Annotated in this window: 9 protein-coding genes; 7 read left to right on the top strand and 2 right to left on the bottom strand. The window is 33.2% G+C overall.

What is annotated here, in order from left to right; genetic code table 11:
* Positions 1-26: 26 nt before the first annotated feature.
* On the top strand, positions 27-716 hold the full coding sequence (locus CLU81_RS03570; RefSeq protein WP_099708570.1) for an SIMPL domain-containing protein: 690 nt from the start codon (positions 27-29) through the stop codon (positions 714-716).
* Between the two features lie 85 nt (positions 717-801).
* Here the strand turns inward: CLU81_RS03570 and CLU81_RS03565 are convergent, their stop codons facing one another.
* Entirely contained in the window at positions 802-2,397 is a 1,596-nt protein-coding gene (locus CLU81_RS03565) for a tetratricopeptide repeat protein (RefSeq protein WP_099708569.1), read from the bottom strand.
* A 607-nt stretch (positions 2,398-3,004) separates the two neighbouring features.
* Here CLU81_RS03565 and CLU81_RS03560 point away from each other — a divergent pair.
* The 3 genes from CLU81_RS03560 to CLU81_RS03550 all read left to right on the top strand — a co-directional run bounded on the left by CLU81_RS03560 (position 3,005) and on the right by CLU81_RS03550 (position 13,283).
* Positions 3,005-10,783 (top strand): S8 family serine peptidase, encoded by a 7,779-nt coding sequence (locus CLU81_RS03560; RefSeq protein WP_099708568.1) that lies wholly within the window; start codon positions 3,005-3,007, stop codon positions 10,781-10,783.
* Between the two features lie 127 nt (positions 10,784-10,910).
* Complete coding sequence (porV, locus tag CLU81_RS03555; protein ID WP_099708567.1) at positions 10,911-12,065, top strand: type IX secretion system outer membrane channel protein PorV; 1,155 nt, start codon at positions 10,911-10,913, stop codon at positions 12,063-12,065.
* Between the two features lie 249 nt (positions 12,066-12,314).
* Complete coding sequence (locus CLU81_RS03550) at positions 12,315-13,283, top strand: YheT family hydrolase (protein ID WP_099708566.1); 969 nt, start codon at positions 12,315-12,317, stop codon at positions 13,281-13,283.
* Positions 13,284-13,387: 104 nt separating this feature from the next.
* Here the strand turns inward: CLU81_RS03550 and CLU81_RS03545 are convergent, their stop codons facing one another.
* On the bottom strand, positions 13,388-13,762 hold the full coding sequence (locus tag CLU81_RS03545) for a T9SS type A sorting domain-containing protein (protein WP_099708565.1): 375 nt from the start codon (positions 13,760-13,762) through the stop codon (positions 13,388-13,390).
* A gap of 532 nt (positions 13,763-14,294) precedes the next feature.
* Here CLU81_RS03545 and CLU81_RS03540 point away from each other — a divergent pair.
* From CLU81_RS03540 to CLU81_RS03530, 3 genes are all read left to right on the top strand, one after another.
* Positions 14,295-17,033 (top strand): substrate-binding domain-containing protein, encoded by a 2,739-nt coding sequence (locus CLU81_RS03540; protein ID WP_099708564.1) that lies wholly within the window; start codon positions 14,295-14,297, stop codon positions 17,031-17,033.
* 230 nt (positions 17,034-17,263) lie between these two features.
* On the top strand, positions 17,264-18,622 hold the full coding sequence (locus CLU81_RS03535; RefSeq protein WP_099708563.1) for a sugar porter family MFS transporter: 1,359 nt from the start codon (positions 17,264-17,266) through the stop codon (positions 18,620-18,622).
* Positions 18,585-20,192: a glycoside hydrolase family 32 protein gene (locus CLU81_RS03530; protein ID WP_233209646.1), complete on the top strand. Its 1,608-nt coding sequence runs from the start codon at positions 18,585-18,587 to the stop codon at positions 20,190-20,192. The genes CLU81_RS03535 and CLU81_RS03530 overlap by 38 nt, the downstream gene beginning before the upstream one ends.
* Positions 20,193-20,195: the final 3 nt, after the last annotated feature.

Below are 20,195 nucleotides of genomic sequence, written 5' to 3'. Positions count from 1 at the left end.
TATCAAATAACTTAAATATAACAAAAATGAAGAAAGTAGTATTATTTTTAACAATCATGTTTATGACTATGTCTTACGCTCAAGAAACCAAACAAATTCCTCAGATAAATGTAAATGGAGAAGGAAAAGTAAAAGTAGCACCTGATCAGGTTTGTATTTCAGCAACTGTTGAAACAAAAGGGAATAATGCTAAAGATGTCAAAAAGCAAAACGACGAGAAAATGGACGCTGTTTTGAAATTCATTAAAAAAATGAATGTTCCTACAGCAGATTTCAAAACAAAACAAGTAGCTCTTAATCCTCAATATGATTATGAGAAAAAGAAAACAAGTTATAATGCTACTCAAACTGTAGAAATTGTTTTGAAAGATTTGTCTAAATACGACGAATTAATGGAAGGTTTGGTTCAACAAGGAATCAATCGTATAGACAGAGTTTCTTTTGAAACTTCTAAATTAGTTCAACTTGAAACAGAAGCTAGAAAATTGGCAATAAAAGATGCTAAATCAAAAGCAGAAGATTATGTTTCGGTTTTAGGTCAAAAAGTTGGTAAAGCTTATACAATTTCTGATAATACACAGGTTTATCACCCACAACCAATGTATGCTTCTATGAAATCTATGGCGGCGGATTCTGCTGGAGCTTCAAATGAAACTTTAGCAATTGGTGAAATCGAAGTTACTGCAAACGTAAGTGTTAGTTTTATTTTAGACTAAAGTCTCGATAAATTCACAATATATAAAATCCCAAATTCCAACTTAATAATTGGAATTTGGGATTTTTTTTATTCTATTATTTGAATTATATATTTTCTAAAAAAGTTACCAGATTAATTTCCTCATTCTGGATATTTAGTTTCTTTCTTAATCTTGCTCGCGCTACATTCAGACTATTATAAGATTGACGTGTAAGTGCACAAATTTCTTTGGTCGTCATGTTTAATCTTAAAAAGGCACAAATCCTTTTTTCGTTGAGCGTTAAATCAGGATATTTAATGTTTAAACGCTCATAAAAATCATTATAAACCTGACTAAACCTGACTTCAAATTCTTTCCAGATATCGTCATCCTGAGCATTTTTAATGTCAAGAATGATTTTTTGAATAACATCCTGATCGCTTTTTTTCATTTGTTTTTTCAACTCCATTAAGCGATTCGAAATTTCGGTATTGAATTCGTTCTTCTTTAAGAGATACATAATATTTGTTGTAAGCTCTTTATTTTTAAATTCTAATTCCCTTTTCAAAATATCTTCTCTTGAAGAAAGTTCTTTATTACTCAATTGTGCGCTTTCTTTCGCCAATTGCTGAATTTTAGCTTTAGTTTGCTGAAGGCGATACATAATAACTACAATAATGATTACCAGAATCAGCCCAACTGCAATAATAGTGTAAACAAGTTCTTTTTGATCTTGGGCAATTTTTGCAGCTTGATTTTCCTTATCAAATTTATACTGCATTTCGGCCTGAGTAATTTTTTGCTGGTTTTCTTTATTAAAAAGGCTGTCGCTCAAAGATTTATATGCAACATGATAATCATAGGCATTTCTATAATCTCCTTTTCCTGCCATTACAAGACTAAGTTCTTCAATAATAGATGCTCTTGTAGAAGACGAATTGGCTTGCTTAGCATATTTAAGACCGATAAGAAGATATTCTTTTGCTTTATCAAATTGCTTTTTTTCTTTATAAAGCCTTCCTAAATGATAATTAGATTTACATAATCCAAAAATGTCGTTCTCTTTTTTTCGCAAATTAAGTGCTTCTATAAAAATAGCTTCGGCAAGATCGTAGCGTTTACTTTTAAGGTAGATAATCCCCATATTAGAATAAACCGAAGACAGATTTTCATTGTCTTTTGCCTTTTTGCTATGCGTTGAAGCTTGCATAAAATATTCAAGAGCAAGGTCTTCCTGATGTTTATTGTCGTAAATAATACCAATATTATTGAGAAGCTTTCCTTGAATATAATGTGCTTTTTTGGGATCTTTCACAATGTTTTTATTCAATAAAGCCCTAAGCTGATTGTATTTTACAAGAGCTTTGTCAAAATCAGTTTGGTAAAAATAAACGAGAGCGATACTGTTATAAACTCCTACGATATCTTGTTGTGGCGGATAACGCTCAAACAATTTCAATGCTTTTAACTGATATTCAAGGCAAACATCAATATTACCTTTCAATAAATAGGCATTTCCTATACTAGAATATACTTTGGCTAAAAGAGTATCAGTAACCGTTTTTTCATAAGGGAGAATCTTTTTATAATAAAATAAAGCAGAATCCAGACTTTGTTTTTCTAATATACGCCCGGTTTTAAGAAGTAAATGTGCTTTTTTATCAGGATCGGTAGTTTTTTGATACTGCAATTTTAGGCGATCAATATTTTGTGAAAACATTGCTTCACAGATAAAGATAAAAAAAACTATATAAGTATAAAAACGCTTCAATTTAAAAGATTTGGACGCTAAACTATGAATAATTTTTGATGTTTTGAAGATATTAATGCGATTTACTCAAAAAATAAATAGATGAGATTTAACCGCAAAGCACGCAAAGGTTTGTGCCTGTTATGACAAAATTAACCGCAAAGCATGCAAAGTTTTTTTTGCTAATAAGTTCTTGTAAAAACACAAAGTTCGCAAAGCTGCGCCACACAGCTTTGCGAACTTTACACTTTTAGAACGTAATAAAATATCAAATCTTCGCGCACTTTGCGGTTAAATCCTAATCTTTAGAATTGAATAATTTATAGCTTTTAAATTGTTTTTAATGAGGCGTTTACGTTTCGTTGTTATACAAATGTAATGATCATTTATTCTCTATATATAAGATGTAACTATCGTTTGAAGCCTGACTATTTGATTTTTCCATATTCTTGCCCCGAAACATTTAATGTGTTGTTAAAACAGCAAACTATTCGTAATTTTTTAAGAGTAGTACTTAGGTTTAAGAGACTGTTTTTGCAATTGCATTAAATTATTAACTAACCAAAAAACAACTTTAATGACAAATTATTACAAAAAAGGAAATCGATTATTATGGTTTTTTATTTTTTCGCTTTGGTCAGTTTTTTCTTTTGGTCAGCAAGCGACTTTTAAGCAAGGTGTCAAACAAGGTTCTGTAAAAATTAAATTTTCAGGACAGATGTCATCGACTTTAAAGAAAATGAATGTGAGCACGGGAAAAAAGCTTACCACGGGAATCCTGGCTTTTGATCAGGTTTCGAGCAAAGTTGGAGCGCGGAATATGCACAGGCTATTTCCGGAAAATCCTAATCCTAGATTAGAAGCTAAATTGCGAAAACACAAACTTGATTTATGGTATGTTGTAGACATTGACGCGAACCAGAGCGCAAAAGATGCAGTACTTAAATACAAGGCAATTGCTGAAGTAGAAACAGCAGAAACAGAGAAACAAAAAGTGTTGTCTGATTACAATTTTAAGGCGGTTAAAATTGCTGATAAAAAATCTTCTACAACAGCGTCTTATTTTAATGATCCTAAATTGCCTGAACAATGGCATTATAATAATACGGGACAAACGGGATATCCAAATGGTTCTGATATTAATTTATTTAAAGCTTGGGATATTGTAAAAGGGAATCCTGAAATTATAGTTTCGATTCATGATCAGGGAGTTGATATTGAGCATCCGGATTTAAAAGCAAATATTTGGACAAACCAAGCTGAGCTTAACGGAGTTGCCGGAGTCGATGATGACAAAAATGGTTATATAGATGATATTCATGGTTGGAATTTCGACAAGAATAGTGGAGCGATCGAAGGACAACCTCACGGGACTCACGTTGCGGGTACAATATCTGCGGTAAACAACAACGGAATTGGTGTTTGTGGAGTTGCCGGAGGAAGCGGTAATAATGATGGTACAAAAATCATGTCCGTTCAGACTTTAGGAGGCGGAAGTTTTGAAGAAAGTTATATTTATGCGGCAAATAATGGTTCTGTGATTTCTCAAAATAGTTGGGGATATACAGAGCCTGGAAATTTTGACGAATCGATAAAAGATGCGATAGATTATTTTATTGCTGAAGCGGGAGATTTTCCGAATAGTCCAATGAAAGGTGGAATCGTGATTTTTGCTGCAGGAAATAGTAATTCTGATGGAGATTGGTTTCCGGGGCATTATGAAAACACGTTATGTGTAAGTTCTATTGGACCAAATTGGGAAAGAGCAAGTTATTCTAACTATGGAACTTGGGTAGATGTTGCAGCTCCAGGTGGAGAAACTGAACTTGGGTCAAAAAACGGTGTTTTAAGTACATTGCCAAAGAACCAATATGGTTTCTATCAGGGAACTTCAATGGCTTGTCCACACGTTTCTGGTATTGCTGCACTTGCTTTGGCAAATAGAAAAAGTCAATTAACGCCTGAAGTTTTAAGAACTAAACTTGTAACTGGTGTTGTTGATATTGATTCTCATAATCCGGATTATGTTGGAAAATTAGGTTCAGGACATATAGACGCATTTTTGGCGATCCAAAATAATGCAGGTGTTGCACCAGATGCCATCACAGATTTGGCTTTGACAGGAATTGCACAGGAATTTGCAAATTTATCATGGACAGTTCCAGCAGATACTGATGATGCAAAACCTGTTGATTTTCGTATTTACTACAGCACTTCGCCAATAACGAAAAGTAATTTGGCTTCGGCAAAATATGATATTATTAAAAATTCAGGTGAAGCCGGAACAACGGTAACACATTCTATCAACGGACTTTTAGGTCTTACTAAATATTACTTTACGGTAATTTCTGGAGACAGATGGAACAATTTGTCTGAATTATCTAATATTGTTGAGGGTACAACGAATGCGGGACCAAAAATTACGGTTGATGACAATAGTAAAGATATTGTAATTGATGTTGATGCAAGCACTTCTTTTAAGGGAACGCATGATATTACGGTCTTAAATAATGGTGAAGGTGTTTTGAGATGGGAATTTTTAGCCCGTCATAAAGAAACTGCTCTTTCAGCTTTTTCTGCAAAGAATATTAAATATCCTTCTGTGAAAGCAGGAAAAGTTACTTCTGCAGTAAAAGTGGGTAGAAAGAAATCTAAAATTGCAGCTTCATCAAAAAGCGCAGCAATTGAGACACTTGGATTTACGCCACAAGATAAAAGTTATTGTAATAATCCAACCAACATTATTGGAGACGAAGATACCAGTATTCCAAATTCGGCGGCGACAAAATATGTTGTTGATGAAGCTGATGGTTTCAACTTAACGCAAATTACGTCGTATCTAAGAGTTGATCCTAAATTTGGTCCTGTTGTAATCGAGATTTATAAAGGAACTTCATTAAACAAAGATAATTTAATCTATGCACAGGAATATACTCCTTTTAGTGCAGCCGAAGGTTATGCTTCTATAAATCTGGATGAACAATTATATTTCCAGCAAGGAGAAACTTTTTGGGTAGTTCTACACATTCCGGCTGGAAGTCTTTACCCTTTAGGAATTGGTTATGAAAATACGGCTGAAGGATCAGATAATTGTTTTATTTCTTTTGACGTAGGACAAACTTGGGGACCATTAAGTGCGGCTCTTGAAAGTAATGATTTTGCATGGTTCAATATTGCAGGAAGTCAAAATAAATATTTGGGGGAATATTTGACTTTAGATCCTACAAGTGGCGAAGTAAACGGAAATGCAAATCAAAAAACAATTCTTTCTGCTGATGCTTCTAAATTGATAAATGGTACTTATCACGCAAATGCTATTTTAAAATCTAATGATGCAACAAATAGAGAATTAAAAGTTCCCGTTACCGTAAATGTATCAGGGCAGCAACCGGTTCTTAAGTCAGCTGAAAAATTGGATTTTTCAAGTGTTTTTCAAGGAAGTTCTAAAGAATTAGAGTTCGTAGTACAAAATACAGGATTAGGTAATTTTAATGATATTACGGCTAATATTTCTAATCCAAATTTTGAACTTATTGGTGGTTATCCAAATAAACTTTCGGCAGATAGCGAAGTAACGCTTAAAGTAAAATATACGCCAAATGCAACAGGAAACGATAATGGATTTTTGACACTTACATCTACAAGCAGTCCTAAAACATTAAGAGTTATTTTATTTGGAGTAAGTTCTGAACCTGCAAAAATCGTAGTTGATCCAATGACTCAATTGATCGATAATGTAGCATTGGGAGATAAAGTTACGGCATCAATTACTGTAAAAAATGAAGGTAAAGCTGCATTGAAATATTTTGTTCCAAAGTATGATCAATCAGGAACTAGCGATACTTGGGAAGGCGGATATCATAAATACGGATATAAATACCGTACAAGTTTAGCATCAGAAACAACTCCGATAGCGTATGATTATCAAGATATTTCTGGTACAGGAACGGATATTACTAATTATTTTAAAGCTGAAGCAAATAGATATTATCCGGTAGAAATGGGATTTGATTTTCCTTATTATGCTCAGAAAATGCAAAAACTGTTTATCAGTTATAAAGGTTTTACAACTTTTGATGATACAACAAATCCGGTTAACGAGCCAGCTTTAGACGGAGCACCTTATTCGCCAAAAGGATATATTTCTCCATTAGGAACTTATGTTGAGTTGAGCAAAGGTGGTTCTATATATTATAAAGTAGAAGCAGACAGAGTTATCGTGCAATATTCTAATCTTACTGATGGATATTCAGGAAATCTTAGCGCACAAATGGTATTGTTTGCAGACGGAAATATTCGTTTTTACTATAATGATATTACTTTTCAGGATGATGCCTTAGGATATCTTAACATTCTTATGGAAGATTATGATCAGGTAGACGGAATTTTAATAAGCAATTATAGTAACCTAACAAAAGTTTATTCTGGATTGGCTTTAGGTTTTGATTATCCTGGTCCGGATATGATTACTTCTATCAGTAATGCAGGAGGAATTTTATTACCAGGTGAATCTGCTAAGATGGATGTTGTTATGGAAACTGCAGCTTTGCATGAAGGTAAAATCAACAGATATGTAAATATCGTATCTACAGATCCTGTAAATGCGCAGGTTAATCCTTTAATCCAAGTTAATATTACAAGTGGCGGTAAAGCAGAACTTGTTGTTTCTGAAACAAATATTGATTTTGGAAATGTATTTCAAGGCGCTGTTGCTTCTAGAAAATTTAGTATTAAAAATACTGGAACTACTGCTGTAACACTTACAGGTTTTACTTTAGACAATAATAAATTTCAAGTAACTGGCGAAACAAGTGCAACTATAGCACCAGGACTTATTAAAGTTTACGACGTTATTTTGCCTACAGATGTAGTGGCTGATTTTACAGATGCACTACATATTAAAGATGATAAAGGAGGTGATTATACTATCGCTCTTGCCGGAAAAGTATTAGATGCTCCGGGAATAAAAGTTACTGATTTAAATTTGTTAACAGAGACTTTAGCACACGGACAAACGTCTAAATATCCTTTATTGATCGAAAATACTGGTAAAGCTGATCTTGAAGTGGTTGCGACTGGTACAAACTGGTTGACGATGTCTGTACCGGTAGGTGGTTTAGAAGCTATTCCAAATTTCACTTATAATTATGAAACTTCTAATGACGGAACAAACTATCAATGGATTGATATTCGTAAAACAGGAACTCAAATATTAGTAGATGGTGATTTAAATGATGTTGATCAATATTGGAAAACAAAAACACTTCCATGGTCATTTAATTATTATGGAAAGGATTATACAGATATCCACATTGGTACAACTGGATTATTAACTTTTGATCAACCAACAGAAGCTCCTTCAATAATAGGAAACATGCCTACAGATCAATTGAAAACTGTTATTGCTCCATATTGGGTATTTGGTGCTTTTGACACTACAACTTATCCAAAAGATGAAGTAGGTGTTTTCTATTACAGCGATAATGATAAAGTGATTATCTCATGGGAATATTTTGTGAATTTCTTTGGTGGAATGGGAGATCCAACTTCTGCTCAGATTATCATTTACAAAAACGGAACTATGAAGTTTCAATATAAAGTTAACGGAAGCGGATCTTTAGATCAAACCACAAATTTGGCAAGCATAGCACTTCAAAATGGTGATCAGTCAGATTTTGTTCTTATCTCTAATCATGCAAATGTAAATCACGGGCAAGGTTTAGCGTATTTAATTAGCCCGGCGAAAAAACATATAATTCCGGCTGGAGCTACTTTGAGTGCTCAAATAGATATCGATGCACGTAATATATTTGCGGGAGAATATAATAGTAAATTAAAATTACGTACTAATGTTCCAAATCAGGAATGGCTTGAAAAACCAATTAAATTAACAGTAACCGGAGCGCCAATTATTACTTCAAACTTAGAAGAAATAAATTATGGTGAAATAATGGTAAACCCTGAAGTAAGCTATACACAAGAATTTTTAGTTCAAAATACTGGCGCTGAAAAACTTCAAATTTCAAATATTTCTGTAGAAAGTGGTTCTTCGGCTTATACTATCGAAGCTTATGCTTATTTCACAAGTTGGTTTGGCGGAGGTTATTGGAGTTGGACAAATATTAATGATTTAGCGGGAAGCTACACAGCGATATTACCGGGTGAAAATTCTAAATTCAGAATTACATACACTCCAACAGCTGCAGGTTCTGTTACTGATAATTTAGTTATCGAAAGCAATGCTACAGTAGCAAAACTATTGATTCCGATAAAAGCGGAAGTTACATTACCGCCAACTCTGGCATTACAAACTACTGAAGTAAATAGTATCGTAAATTATATAACAGATACAGATACACAATATGCTGTTTTTGATAATAGTAAAGGTAATGGAGCTTTAAAATATGAATTGAGTATCGATTATTTGAGAAAAGCGGCAAAAGGAACTAATTTACGCTCAGGATCGATGGCAAAAAAGGCAAAAAATGCCAAAGCTGATTCTATAGTAAAATCAAATCCTGCGCCTAAAGGTGGAGTTAGTGTATATGCTGAACCTACTTTTAACAGAGTATTAAAGTACGAAGATAAAATGGCTGCAGATTCTCACTTTGGTTACGATGGAGGAGAACCTTTTACAACTGCAACCAGATTTAATGCTGGGAAAGACGGTTTTACATTGTCACATTTTCAAACTTTTATGTTTGGTCTTGATAAACCAACTGGAACTATTGTTTACGAAATACGTGCAGGAGGAACTTCTGTAGCCGATGCAACAATAATAGACCAAGGTTCTGTCGATTATGTTTACGAAGGTGGTAAAACCGGATCATGGGTTACATTGCCAATTAAAGAGCCTAAAGGACTTTATCCAAATGAAGATTTCTACGTTGTGATTACATATCCTTATGAAATGGCTTATGCACAAGGTTCTATGTCAGGAATTGTAGATACTCCGGGTAGATATACATTAAGTGATGGCGAGAAATGGTACGATTTGCAAGCTTCAGATTTGTATCCTGGTAATGGATGGATGGTTAGAGCAGGCGAGGAGAATTTTACTTCAAATGCATGGGTTTCTATAAACGGACTTTCAGACGGAACTATTGCTCCTGGCGGAAAAAAACAAGTTCAATTAGACTTTACTGCTGCAAATGGAGTTCGTGGAGATCAACATGCCGTTTTAAATGTAAGAACAAACGATCCTGTTAAGAGTATAGGAAAGATTCCGGTTAAATTACATATTAATGAAGCGCCTGTTTTCTCTAATGTACCTGTAGAAACTACGATTGTTAATGAAGCTTCAGAAGTAGTGGTTAAAATCGGCTTGACCGATAAAGAAGCTAATGTAATTACAGTTCAATCTGCTAATGCACCGACATGGGCAACATTTGAATTGCTTAATGGAGAACTTTCAGTAAAACTTGCTCCGGGTTATGAAACTGCAGGAACATATACATTGAATTACACTGCAGTGGATGATCTTGGTGCATCTTCAGAAGCATCATTTGAAGTTAAAGTATTAAAAACGAATCGTGCGCCTGAAGTTATTAAGTCAGATGAATTGGTTTATTCTAAACTGAACTTTTTTGATGTGCGTCAATTTGGAGATTATTTTACAGATCCTGATGGAGATAAAATGACATTTAATGCAACGGTAGCAAATGAAAATATTGCAACCACAACCGTTGGTCAGGAATTGGGACAATTTGTAGTCGAAACACATACTGCAGGCGAAACAATCTTAACCTTGACTGCAACAGATGCTTTTGGTTTAAGTACTGTACAACAAATAAAAGTAACGGTTGTAAACAATAAAGCTCCTTTGGCACTTGGTGCACAAGCAATTTTGTTTAATAAATTGTCTGTTCAGGAAACCTTTAGTTATGATAAATATTTCAGCGATCCAGATGGTGATCAATTGACTTTTGAAGCTACTGTAGTAGATGGAAAGATTGCATCAATCGCGCCATCGGCAACTGGTTTTACAATTGAAAGCCTTTCTAACGGAGAAACTGAATTGATCTTGAAAGCAACAGATATTTACGGCGCAACTGCAGAACAGCGTGTAACGGTTATCGTAAACCAATCAGAAGTTATGGAACTGAATATATTCCCTAATCCTGTTGTGAATACAATCAATATTAAATGGACAAGCCGTTGGGCTGGAGATGTTGTTGCTGAGGTTGTAGCGCTAAATGGTGCAATTGTACGCAAGTTTGACATTGATGATGTACAACTTAAAACTTACAGCCAGCTTGATTTGAGCACTTTACCAACCGGAGCTTATTTTTTACATGTTAGTGGAAAAGAAGGAACGTCGTCAGTATTCAAATTTATCAAAAGATCAGGGGAGTAAATAATGAAATGAAATGATGAAGTGCGTTGCGGTACAAGTTTAATGTTATAGCAAAATTACATTTGGCACTAAATATTGTATCGCAAAACGCATTGAAATTTCAATCAAAAACAATTAATAGATACACATGAAAAAAATATATTTTTTATTTTCATTACTCTTTGGAGTTGGAAATTTACTCGCACAAGCACAAAATAGGCCAATTGTCACCGCAGTTCCTTTTTTGCAAGTTTCGGCAGATGCCAGAGCTTCGGGAATGGGAGATTTGGGAGTTGCGACTTCGGTAGATGTTTATTCGCAACAATGGAACGCGGCGAAATATCCTTTTGCCGAAAATAAATTAGGTATAGGATTGAGTTATACGCCATATATGTCTTCATTGTCAAATGATACAGGTTTATTGAACTTAAATTTCTTTAACAAGATCAATGAAAGAAGTGCATTTGCATTCAGTCTAAGATATTTTGGAATAGGAGAAACTGTATTCAAACAAAATGAAGATGATGCAGGACAAATAGTGAAACCAAATGAATTTGCTTTGGATGGATCTTATTCCTTAAAACTAAGCGAAAAGTTTGCAATGTCTGTAACGGGAAGATACATTCGTTCTAATTTAGAAATTCAGCAAGCTAATGCAGGTGGTCATGCAGCAGGTTCATTTGCTGTAGATATTGCAGGATATTATCAAACACCGGAAACTGCTTTCAAAAACTTTAATGGTATTTGGCGAGGTGGATTTAATGTTTCAAATCTTGGTCCTAAATTAAAATATAATGGAGATTCAGGATCTGACAGTTTTCTACCGGCTAATTTGAAAGTAGGTGGAGGTTTTGATTTTATTTTTGATCAGGACAATACATTGGCAACTTCTATAGAATTTAATAAATTATTGGTTCCATCGCCGCAAAATAACCAAACCAATGCTCAATATCAGGATGCTGGATTTGTAAAAGGAGCATTTAATTCTTTTTCTGATGCACCGGGTGGTTTTAGCGAAGAATTAAAAGAAGTTACCTGGGCTGTTGGACTTGAATATTTATACCAAAAAGCTTTTGCTTTAAGAACAGGATATTTTCATGAAAGCAGTGAAAAAGGAGATCGTAAATTTTTTACACTTGGAGCTGGATTTAAATACAAGAAAGCCAAATTTGATTTCTCATACCTAAGTTCTGCTGCAAAACAGAAAACACCATTAGATAATATGCTAAGATTCTCGTTATCTTTTAATATTGGAGATAATCCTGTAACTAACATTGAAGAAAAAGAAAAACCGGCGAATTAATTTAATCGGTTAAATTTTATTTAAGAATGATATATTAAAACCTCTAAATCTGATTTAGAGGTTTTTTTATGAGAAAGCCAAATTTGATATAAGGTTAACCCGCATATATTATGCATTAGTAAGTTTATGAGTGTCTTTTTTAATTTTCTTTGATTAATGATTTTAAAAAGTGAAATAAAAAGACCGTATTAAACTTGATGTTGATTGATTTCATAGATTTGTAGTAAATACCATAAAAACTTTTTTGTCATGCCACTAATTGAACAATCAGAATATAATTTTCCTTCTATTATTCATCGTAACAGGCATATTTCTACTATTTATGCCGCTTTATTCAAAAAGTTTGAAGTTCCGGAATATACTAGAGAAAAACATGAGTTAAGTGACGGAGATTTTATCAATATTGATTTTGTGATAAATGATTCTAAAAAAGCAGTTATTCTATGCCACGGTTTAGAAGGCGATTCACGCAGAACCTACAATAATAGTTGTGCTGCTTATTTTCAGCAGAAAGGTTTTTCTGTTTTCGCTTGGAATAATCGTACTTGTGGCGGAGAAATGAACCGACTTCCCAGACTTTATCATCACGGAGCAGTTGACGATCTTGATGAAGTAGTTCAGTTTGTTTTACAAAAAAAGTTTGAAGATGTTTATTTAATTGGATATTCAATGGGAGGAGTTCAGCTTTTGAATTATTTAGGCTGGACCAAAATTGATAAGCGTGTAAAAGCAGCAGTTTCGATTTCAGTGCCAACACATATTGCAACAAGTGCAGAAGTACTCAAACAAGGCTTTAACAGAGTTTATTTAAAGAATTTTACAATTGATATTAAAAAAAAGCTGAAATACAAAGCAGCACAATTTCCTGATTTCATAAATAGCGATCAGATTGATAAAATTACTTCATTTGATGAGGTAGATCAGTATTTTACAGCGCCGTTGCATGGCTTTGCAAATCGGGATGACTATTATCATCGTGTCTCTCCTGAATTTTCTCTTAAAAATATTACCACTCCGGTTTTAATTATTAATTCGCTTGATGATCCTTTTTTAGGCGAAAGATGTTATCCAAGAGCGATAGCACAAGACAGTTCTTATGTTTATCTGGAAACTCCAAAATACGGAGGACATTGCGCTTTTCCGTTACGAGATTCGACATATTCTTATGTAGAGAAAAGAGCTTACGAGTTTTTTGAATCTTGTAAACAACCGGCATAATAGGATAATAATTATAAAATAAAGAAGATAAAAAAAACAGCCCAATTGAGAGCTGTTCTTAGTCAACTCAAAAATGAGCTGTTCTTAATTGTGGGGGCAAAAAATTAACGGTGTAAAGAAGGAATCTGTTTTACAGTTTTGGCTTTGACTTTTTTAGCTTCAACATTGATTCTGTGAATTGTAGCTTTGCCATTTTCTATTATCTCCAGGAAATAAATTCCAGAGGAATAGCCTTCTAAACTAATTGTTGATGATATTTCTAATATGGTTATTTCAGATTCTCTTGCGTAAACTAAATTGTAATTTTGATCAAAAATATTAAAAGATGAATTTTCGGCACTAGCTAGATTAAAGTCTGTTACTTTCCCGTTTCCGGTTGCTATTGTCAGAATGTAATCACGTGGGCCTTCATCAGCATAAGTATAAATTGATGATAGTAGTAAGTCACCAATTAAGACTGTTTTGCTAAATTTTGTCATTATTTAAATGTTTGATTATCAGTTATGAACGAGAGTGCAAAATTAGAAAAGATTTTTAATTTTTCGCAAAAAATGATGTTTTTTATCGGGGTAAATTGCTGAATTGTAAATATTTATGTGTTTATATTAAAATATATGCAGATACTTCAAGTATATTTGTTTTTTTATATTGTTTATGTAAAAAAATACTGTTAAAAATAGAAACAAAAAAAATATTAATTTCATTGCTTTTTAGTTGAATTGCAATCAGATTTGTTTTTAAATGTAAAATATCGATCAAAAACGATCTGGAACTATAGACAAGAGAAGTTTGTCGCTTGAGTATTTAACCGTATAAGTTTCTTTATATTTAATAATGGATATAGTGATTATAACTTGTTTAGATAAAATAAAAGTTTAATTTTACTTTTTATATATTGCCTTCTCGCTTGTCGTTACAAAATAATCCTTCCTAATTATTTTGACAGGTTGTAAGTCTAAGAAGGTATTTTTTTTTGAAAACTCATTTTCATTTACATAAACACATAATTTCATGTATCAATTTGTAAAATATACTTTGATGCTTTTGTTAGTATCATTAAGTTTAATTTCCTGTAAACAAAAACAGGGAAATAAAATTAAAGTTGGATTTTCTCAAGCTATGACTACTGATGATTGGCGCAAACAGATGAACAGCTCCATAAAAATTGAAGCTTCATTGCGTCCGGAAGTAGATCTAAAGATTAGCGATGCCAATAATAATGTAGAGAAACAAATCGAGGATATAGAAAGGTTCATTTCTAATAAAGTAGATGTTATTATTGTATCTCCAATTCAATCTAAACCTTTAACTGCCGTTGTAGAGAAATCTATTAGAGCCGGAATTCCGGTTTTGGTAGTAGATAGAAAAATTGAAGGAGAAAAATATACTGCTTATCTGGGAGCAGATAATATTGAAATTGGAAGAATTGCTGGCAGATATATCGTTTCACATAGTAAAGGTTCCGGTAAAATTATTGAAATTACCGGAGCAAATGGTTCATCTCCTGCATATGAGCGAAGTCTTGGTTTTGAACAGATTATCAATGAAAATAAGCGTTTCAAAGTCGAGAATATTATTCATGGCAATTGGGAAGGAGAATCTGTAAAAGAACCTTTGAAAGCAATCCTTTTGCAAAATCCTGATGCTGAATACATTTTTGCTCATAACGACCGAATGGCTTTAAGTGCCTGGGAAACGGCTAAAACTCTGGGATTAGAAAAGAAAATTAAATTTATTGGAGTTGATGGCTTAAATACCGTGAATGGTGGAATTGAATTGGTGAAAAGTGGCGTTCTTGACGGAACTATTTTATATCCAACAGGCGGAAACGAAGCTTTGAAATTGGCTTTGAAAATGTACAATAAAGAGGCAATTGCTAAAAATAACATTCTAAATACCATTGTAATAGATAAGAATAATGCTGAGATTATCGAAAATCAAATGGATAAAGTCGATCAGCAACAAACCGTTATTGAGTCACAGCAAGGAGCTATAAAAGTGCAGGAAAGAGAATATGCCTCACAGAATAATCTGGTTCGATTATTGAGTTTTTTCTTAGTGATTATTCTGAGTTTGACTATTTACAGTATTTATTCGACTATTTCTATTTCAAGAAAGAAAAAACAGCTCGAAAGTATTAATCAAACGGTAATTGATCAGAATAATGAAATTCAGGAAATGGCAAAAATGGCTCAAAGAAGTAATGAAGCCAAATTGAATTTCTTTACCGGACTTTCGCACGAATTTAAAACACCCATAACTTTGATTATGAGTTATGTAGAATCATTAATTGAAAATGAAAAAATTAAAGGAACTGCGCTTATAGATGAGGTAAAATTAATTCATAAAAACTCGAACAGATTACTCCGATTAATAAATCAGTTGCTGGACTTTAGAAAAATTGAAGAACAAAAATTCACATTAAGAGCTTCAAATACTAAACTCTATGATTTTACAAACGAAGTAATGACCAATTTTAAAGGTGAAGCTTCCCGTAGAAATATTGATTTTCAGCTAATTTGCAAAAATAAAAGCCTGGAATTATTTATTGATAGAGGATTGATGGATAAAGTTTATTTTAATTTGCTTTCTAATGCCTTCAAGTTTACGCCTGATAATGGAAAAATTACCATTTCGATTGTCGAAAATCAGGACAATACCGTTAAAATTAGTTTTAAAGATTCCGGAATTGGAATTCCAGAAAATGAACTTTCAAATGTTTTCAATCCTTTTTTCAGAGCTTCAAACAATAATAAAAACAGTTCGGGAATTGGGCTTCATTTATCTAAAGAATTCGTGCTTTTGCATCAGGGGACAATCGAATTAAAATCGAAACAAGGAAGTGAATTTGTGATTACTTTATTAAAAGGAAACAGTCATTTACAGCCTTCTGAAATGATTAATAAAGCGGAGAATTTAAATATAGCGGCAAATTTAATCACGGATAATTTAGATATAGAATCAGATTTAAATGAAGTAAATGTAATTTCTGATACTGAAAAACATACTCTTTTGGTTATAGAAGATAATATAGATTTGGTTACCTTTTTAAAAAACAAATTATCAAACGAATATGTCGTTTATACTTCTGACGGAAGCGATGCTATTGAAAAAGCAATGGAGATTATTCCTGATATTATCATTTGCGATATTAATTTGGTAGATAAAGACGGTTATGAAATTAGTAAAGAACTGAAAAAAGACTTACGCTCTTCGCATATTCCAATTATTATTCTGACAGCGCAAAGCAATAAAGAATCCGTCCTGAAAGGATTGCAAAGCGGAGTAGATCAATATCTTACAAAACCTTTTAGTTTGTCTATTTTGAAACAATCCATTTCTAGTTTACTTTTCAACAGAGAAAAGCTTCGTTATTATTATACCAATAATATTTATCGTGTCGAACCGGAATCTAAATTTGGCAACCAGGAACAATCATTTATTACCAAAATGAATGAGATTATTAAGAAAAATGTCGAAAACCCTAAGTTTTCTGTTGAAGATCTAGCCGATAAATTAGGCGTTTCAAGAGTTCAGTTGTATCGAAAGGTAAAAGCAATCATTGGAATTAACATTAGCGATCACATCAATAATGTAAAATTAGAGAAAGCAGCAGAGCTTTTGAAGTCAAATGAGATGAATATTTCTGAAATTGCTTACTCACTTGGATTCTCTTCTCCAAATTATTTTTCTACAGCTTTTAAGAATAAATTTGGAATTTCACCAAAGGAATACAAATCATCAAATTAGAATTGGTATAAAATTGATGCAAATTAAGTATCAATTTTATACTTCATGTAACAAAATCGAAACTACAAGGTTTTCGTAAATAAGTTTTAAATCTTGTAAAGCCTTGTAAATTAAGTATTTGTTGTTTAGGTATCAAACTATCAATAATTATAGAATTAAATTGTAACATCATTAAAAATAAGTTGTTTTTTTTGCGGATATCTTAGCAACAAGTTTTTAATACATCTACAATGAATAAGATATTGATTTGGTCTGTTACTGCTGCACTGGCAGGTTTTCTATTCGGTTTTGATACCGTAGTTATTTCTGGAGCTGATAAACAATTGCAGCTTCTTTGGCATTCTTCTGATGCTTTTCATGGATCCGTTGTTATGGCAATGGCACTTTGGGGAACTGTTGTAGGTGCTATTTTTGGAGGAATCCCAACCAATAAAATAGGTCGTAAAAAGACTTTATTCTGGATTGGAATTTTATATTTCATTTCAGCTATTGGTGCCGCTTTTGCAAATGACCCTTATATTTTTGCTGCTTTTAGATTTATTGGTGGTTTAGGTGTTGGAGCTTCAACAATCGCTGCTCCCGCTTATGTTTCAGAAATTGCTCCTGCAGACAAACGTGGCCGACTTGTAGCTTTGTACCAGTTTAATATTGTATTGGGAATTTTAATTGCTTTTATATCGAATTACTTTTTAAAAGATATTGGCGAAAATGCGTGGCGCTGGATGGTAGGAGTACAGGCAATTCCATCGTTTATTTATATTCTGTTTATATTGACAATTCCTGAAAGCCCAAGATGGTTATTGTCTAAGAATCGTGATGAAGAAGCGCGTAAAGTATTGTTCAAGATAGATCCAACTGCAGATCTTAAAGATATTATGGATGATTCCAGAGAAAATGGTGTTACTAAACATGAAAATATCTTCATGAAAAAATATCGTTTCCCTTTAATTCTGGCATTTTTAATTGCATTTTTCAATCAGTTTTCAGGAATCAATGCCTTTTTATATTACGCACCAAGAATTTTTGAAGAAGCTGGCTTAGGACAAAATACAGCTTTATTGAGCAGTATCGGAATCGGAATTACAAATCTTATATTTACTTTAATCGGAGTGGCATTAATTGACAAATTAGGAAGAAAGTTGTTAATGTACATTGGTTCAGTCGGATATATTATTTCTCTGGGATTAGTTTCTGCTTCTTTTTATTACAATTGGGGAGGATTATCGGTTCCTGTTTTCCTTTTCTTATTTATCGCTTCACATGCGATTGGTCAGGGAGCAGTTATTTGGGTTTTCATCTCAGAGATTTTCCCAAATCATATTCGTGCTTCCGGACAAGCCTTTGGAAGTTCAGTACATTGGGTTTTGGCAGCCATAATTCCATCTTTAATTCCAATGTTATTCTCAGAAATTGGACCAGATGTCGTATTCTTAATTTTTACATTGATGATGGTATTGCAATTGCTGTTTGTAGCTTTTATGATGCCGGAAACTAAAGGAATTTCTTTAGAAGTATTGAGTGAAAATCTAACCAAAAAAAATATCAAAAAAAATGAAATCAAAGAAACATCTACCGCTGGCATTTTATAGTGCTTTAATTATATCAATCGGAGGTTGTAAACCATATTCGGCTGTTGCACAAACAACTGTGGTTTCATCATCGGTTGCTGCTGAAGAACAAATGTATCGTCCTAATTTTCACTTTACACCAAAAAAAGGCTGGATGAATGACCCGAACGGGATGTTTTATGCAGACGGAAAATATCATTTATTCTATCAGCATTATCCTAATGGAAATAAATGGGGACCAATGCATTGGGGACATGCAGTAAGCAAAGATTTAATTAAATGGGAAGAGTTGCCAATTGCGATTTATCCGGATAAGGATAAATATATTTTCTCAGGAAGCGCTGTTGTAGATCTAAACAATACATCTGGTTTAGGTATTGGAGGAAAAGCTCCAATTGTAGCGATTTATACGCTGCATGATATGATAAAAGAAAAAGAAAACAAAATTGACGTTGAGCAGCAGGATATTGCGTATTCGAATGATAATGGTATTACATGGCAGAAATTTGAGGAAGGAAATCCTGTCGTGAAAAACCCTGGAATTCGTGATTTTCGCGATCCAAAAGTTACTTGGGATCAAACGCATAACCAATGGATAATGGTTTTGGCTGCACAAGATCGTTCTCATTTTTATAAATCTAAAGATCTTAAAAACTGGGAGTATTTATCTGATTTTGGAAAAAATATTGGAGCTCACGGAGGTGTTTGGGAATGTCCTGATTTCTTTGAGATAAAAGTTCAGGGAAGCAATGAGACCAAATGGGTTTTAATTCAGAGTTTAAATCCGGGTGGAGCAAATGGAGGTTCAGGAACACAGTATTTTATTGGAGATTTTGATGGAACGAAATTCACCTTAGACTCAAATTTTGCCAACAGAGTTGGGAAAGAAAAAGCTGTTTGGATAGATTATGGAAAAGACAATTATGCTGGTGTAACCTGGAATAATGTTCCAAATGCTGATGGACGACGATTGTTTATTGGCTGGATGTCTAATTGGGATTATGCACAAGATGTACCAACAAATGCATGGAGAAGTGCTACGACAATTGCTCGCGAAATTCAGTTAATCAAAAAAGGAAATGACTATAGTTTAGTTAGTAATCCGGTAAAAGAAATCAATAAATATGTTTCTAAAGCAATCAAAGCTAAAAACTTAAAAAGAAAAGGTAAACTATCGATTGCGGAAGCTGGAAAAATTGATTTGACTCAGGCGATTATTGATTTTAATCTGAAAAACTTAAAACAGGATACTTACACTTTTACACTTTCAAATGATAAAGGTGAGTCTTTGGCTTTTGGAATAAATAATTCAGAACATTATTTATTTGTGGATCGTTCGAAATCCGGAAAAAATGATTTCTCTGAAAAATTTGCTTCCACAATCACCGAAGCGTCTTTAGATGGAAATCAAAAAGAAGGTGTTTTTAAAATCATTTTAGACAAAACATCTATTGAAATATTTTACAATAATGGCGAAAAAGTTATAACAGAAATCTTTTTCTCAAGCCAGCCCTTTACATCTCTTTCCGTTTCTTCAAACCAAGGAATAGAATTGAGTAATCTCGTAATTAACCAATTAAATATAAACTAGACT

It is taken from the genome of Flavobacterium sp. 9 (assembly GCF_002754195.1).
GTDB lineage: Bacteria > Bacteroidota > Bacteroidia > Flavobacteriales > Flavobacteriaceae > Flavobacterium.
This window is presented reverse-complemented; position numbering and strand designations above follow the sequence as displayed.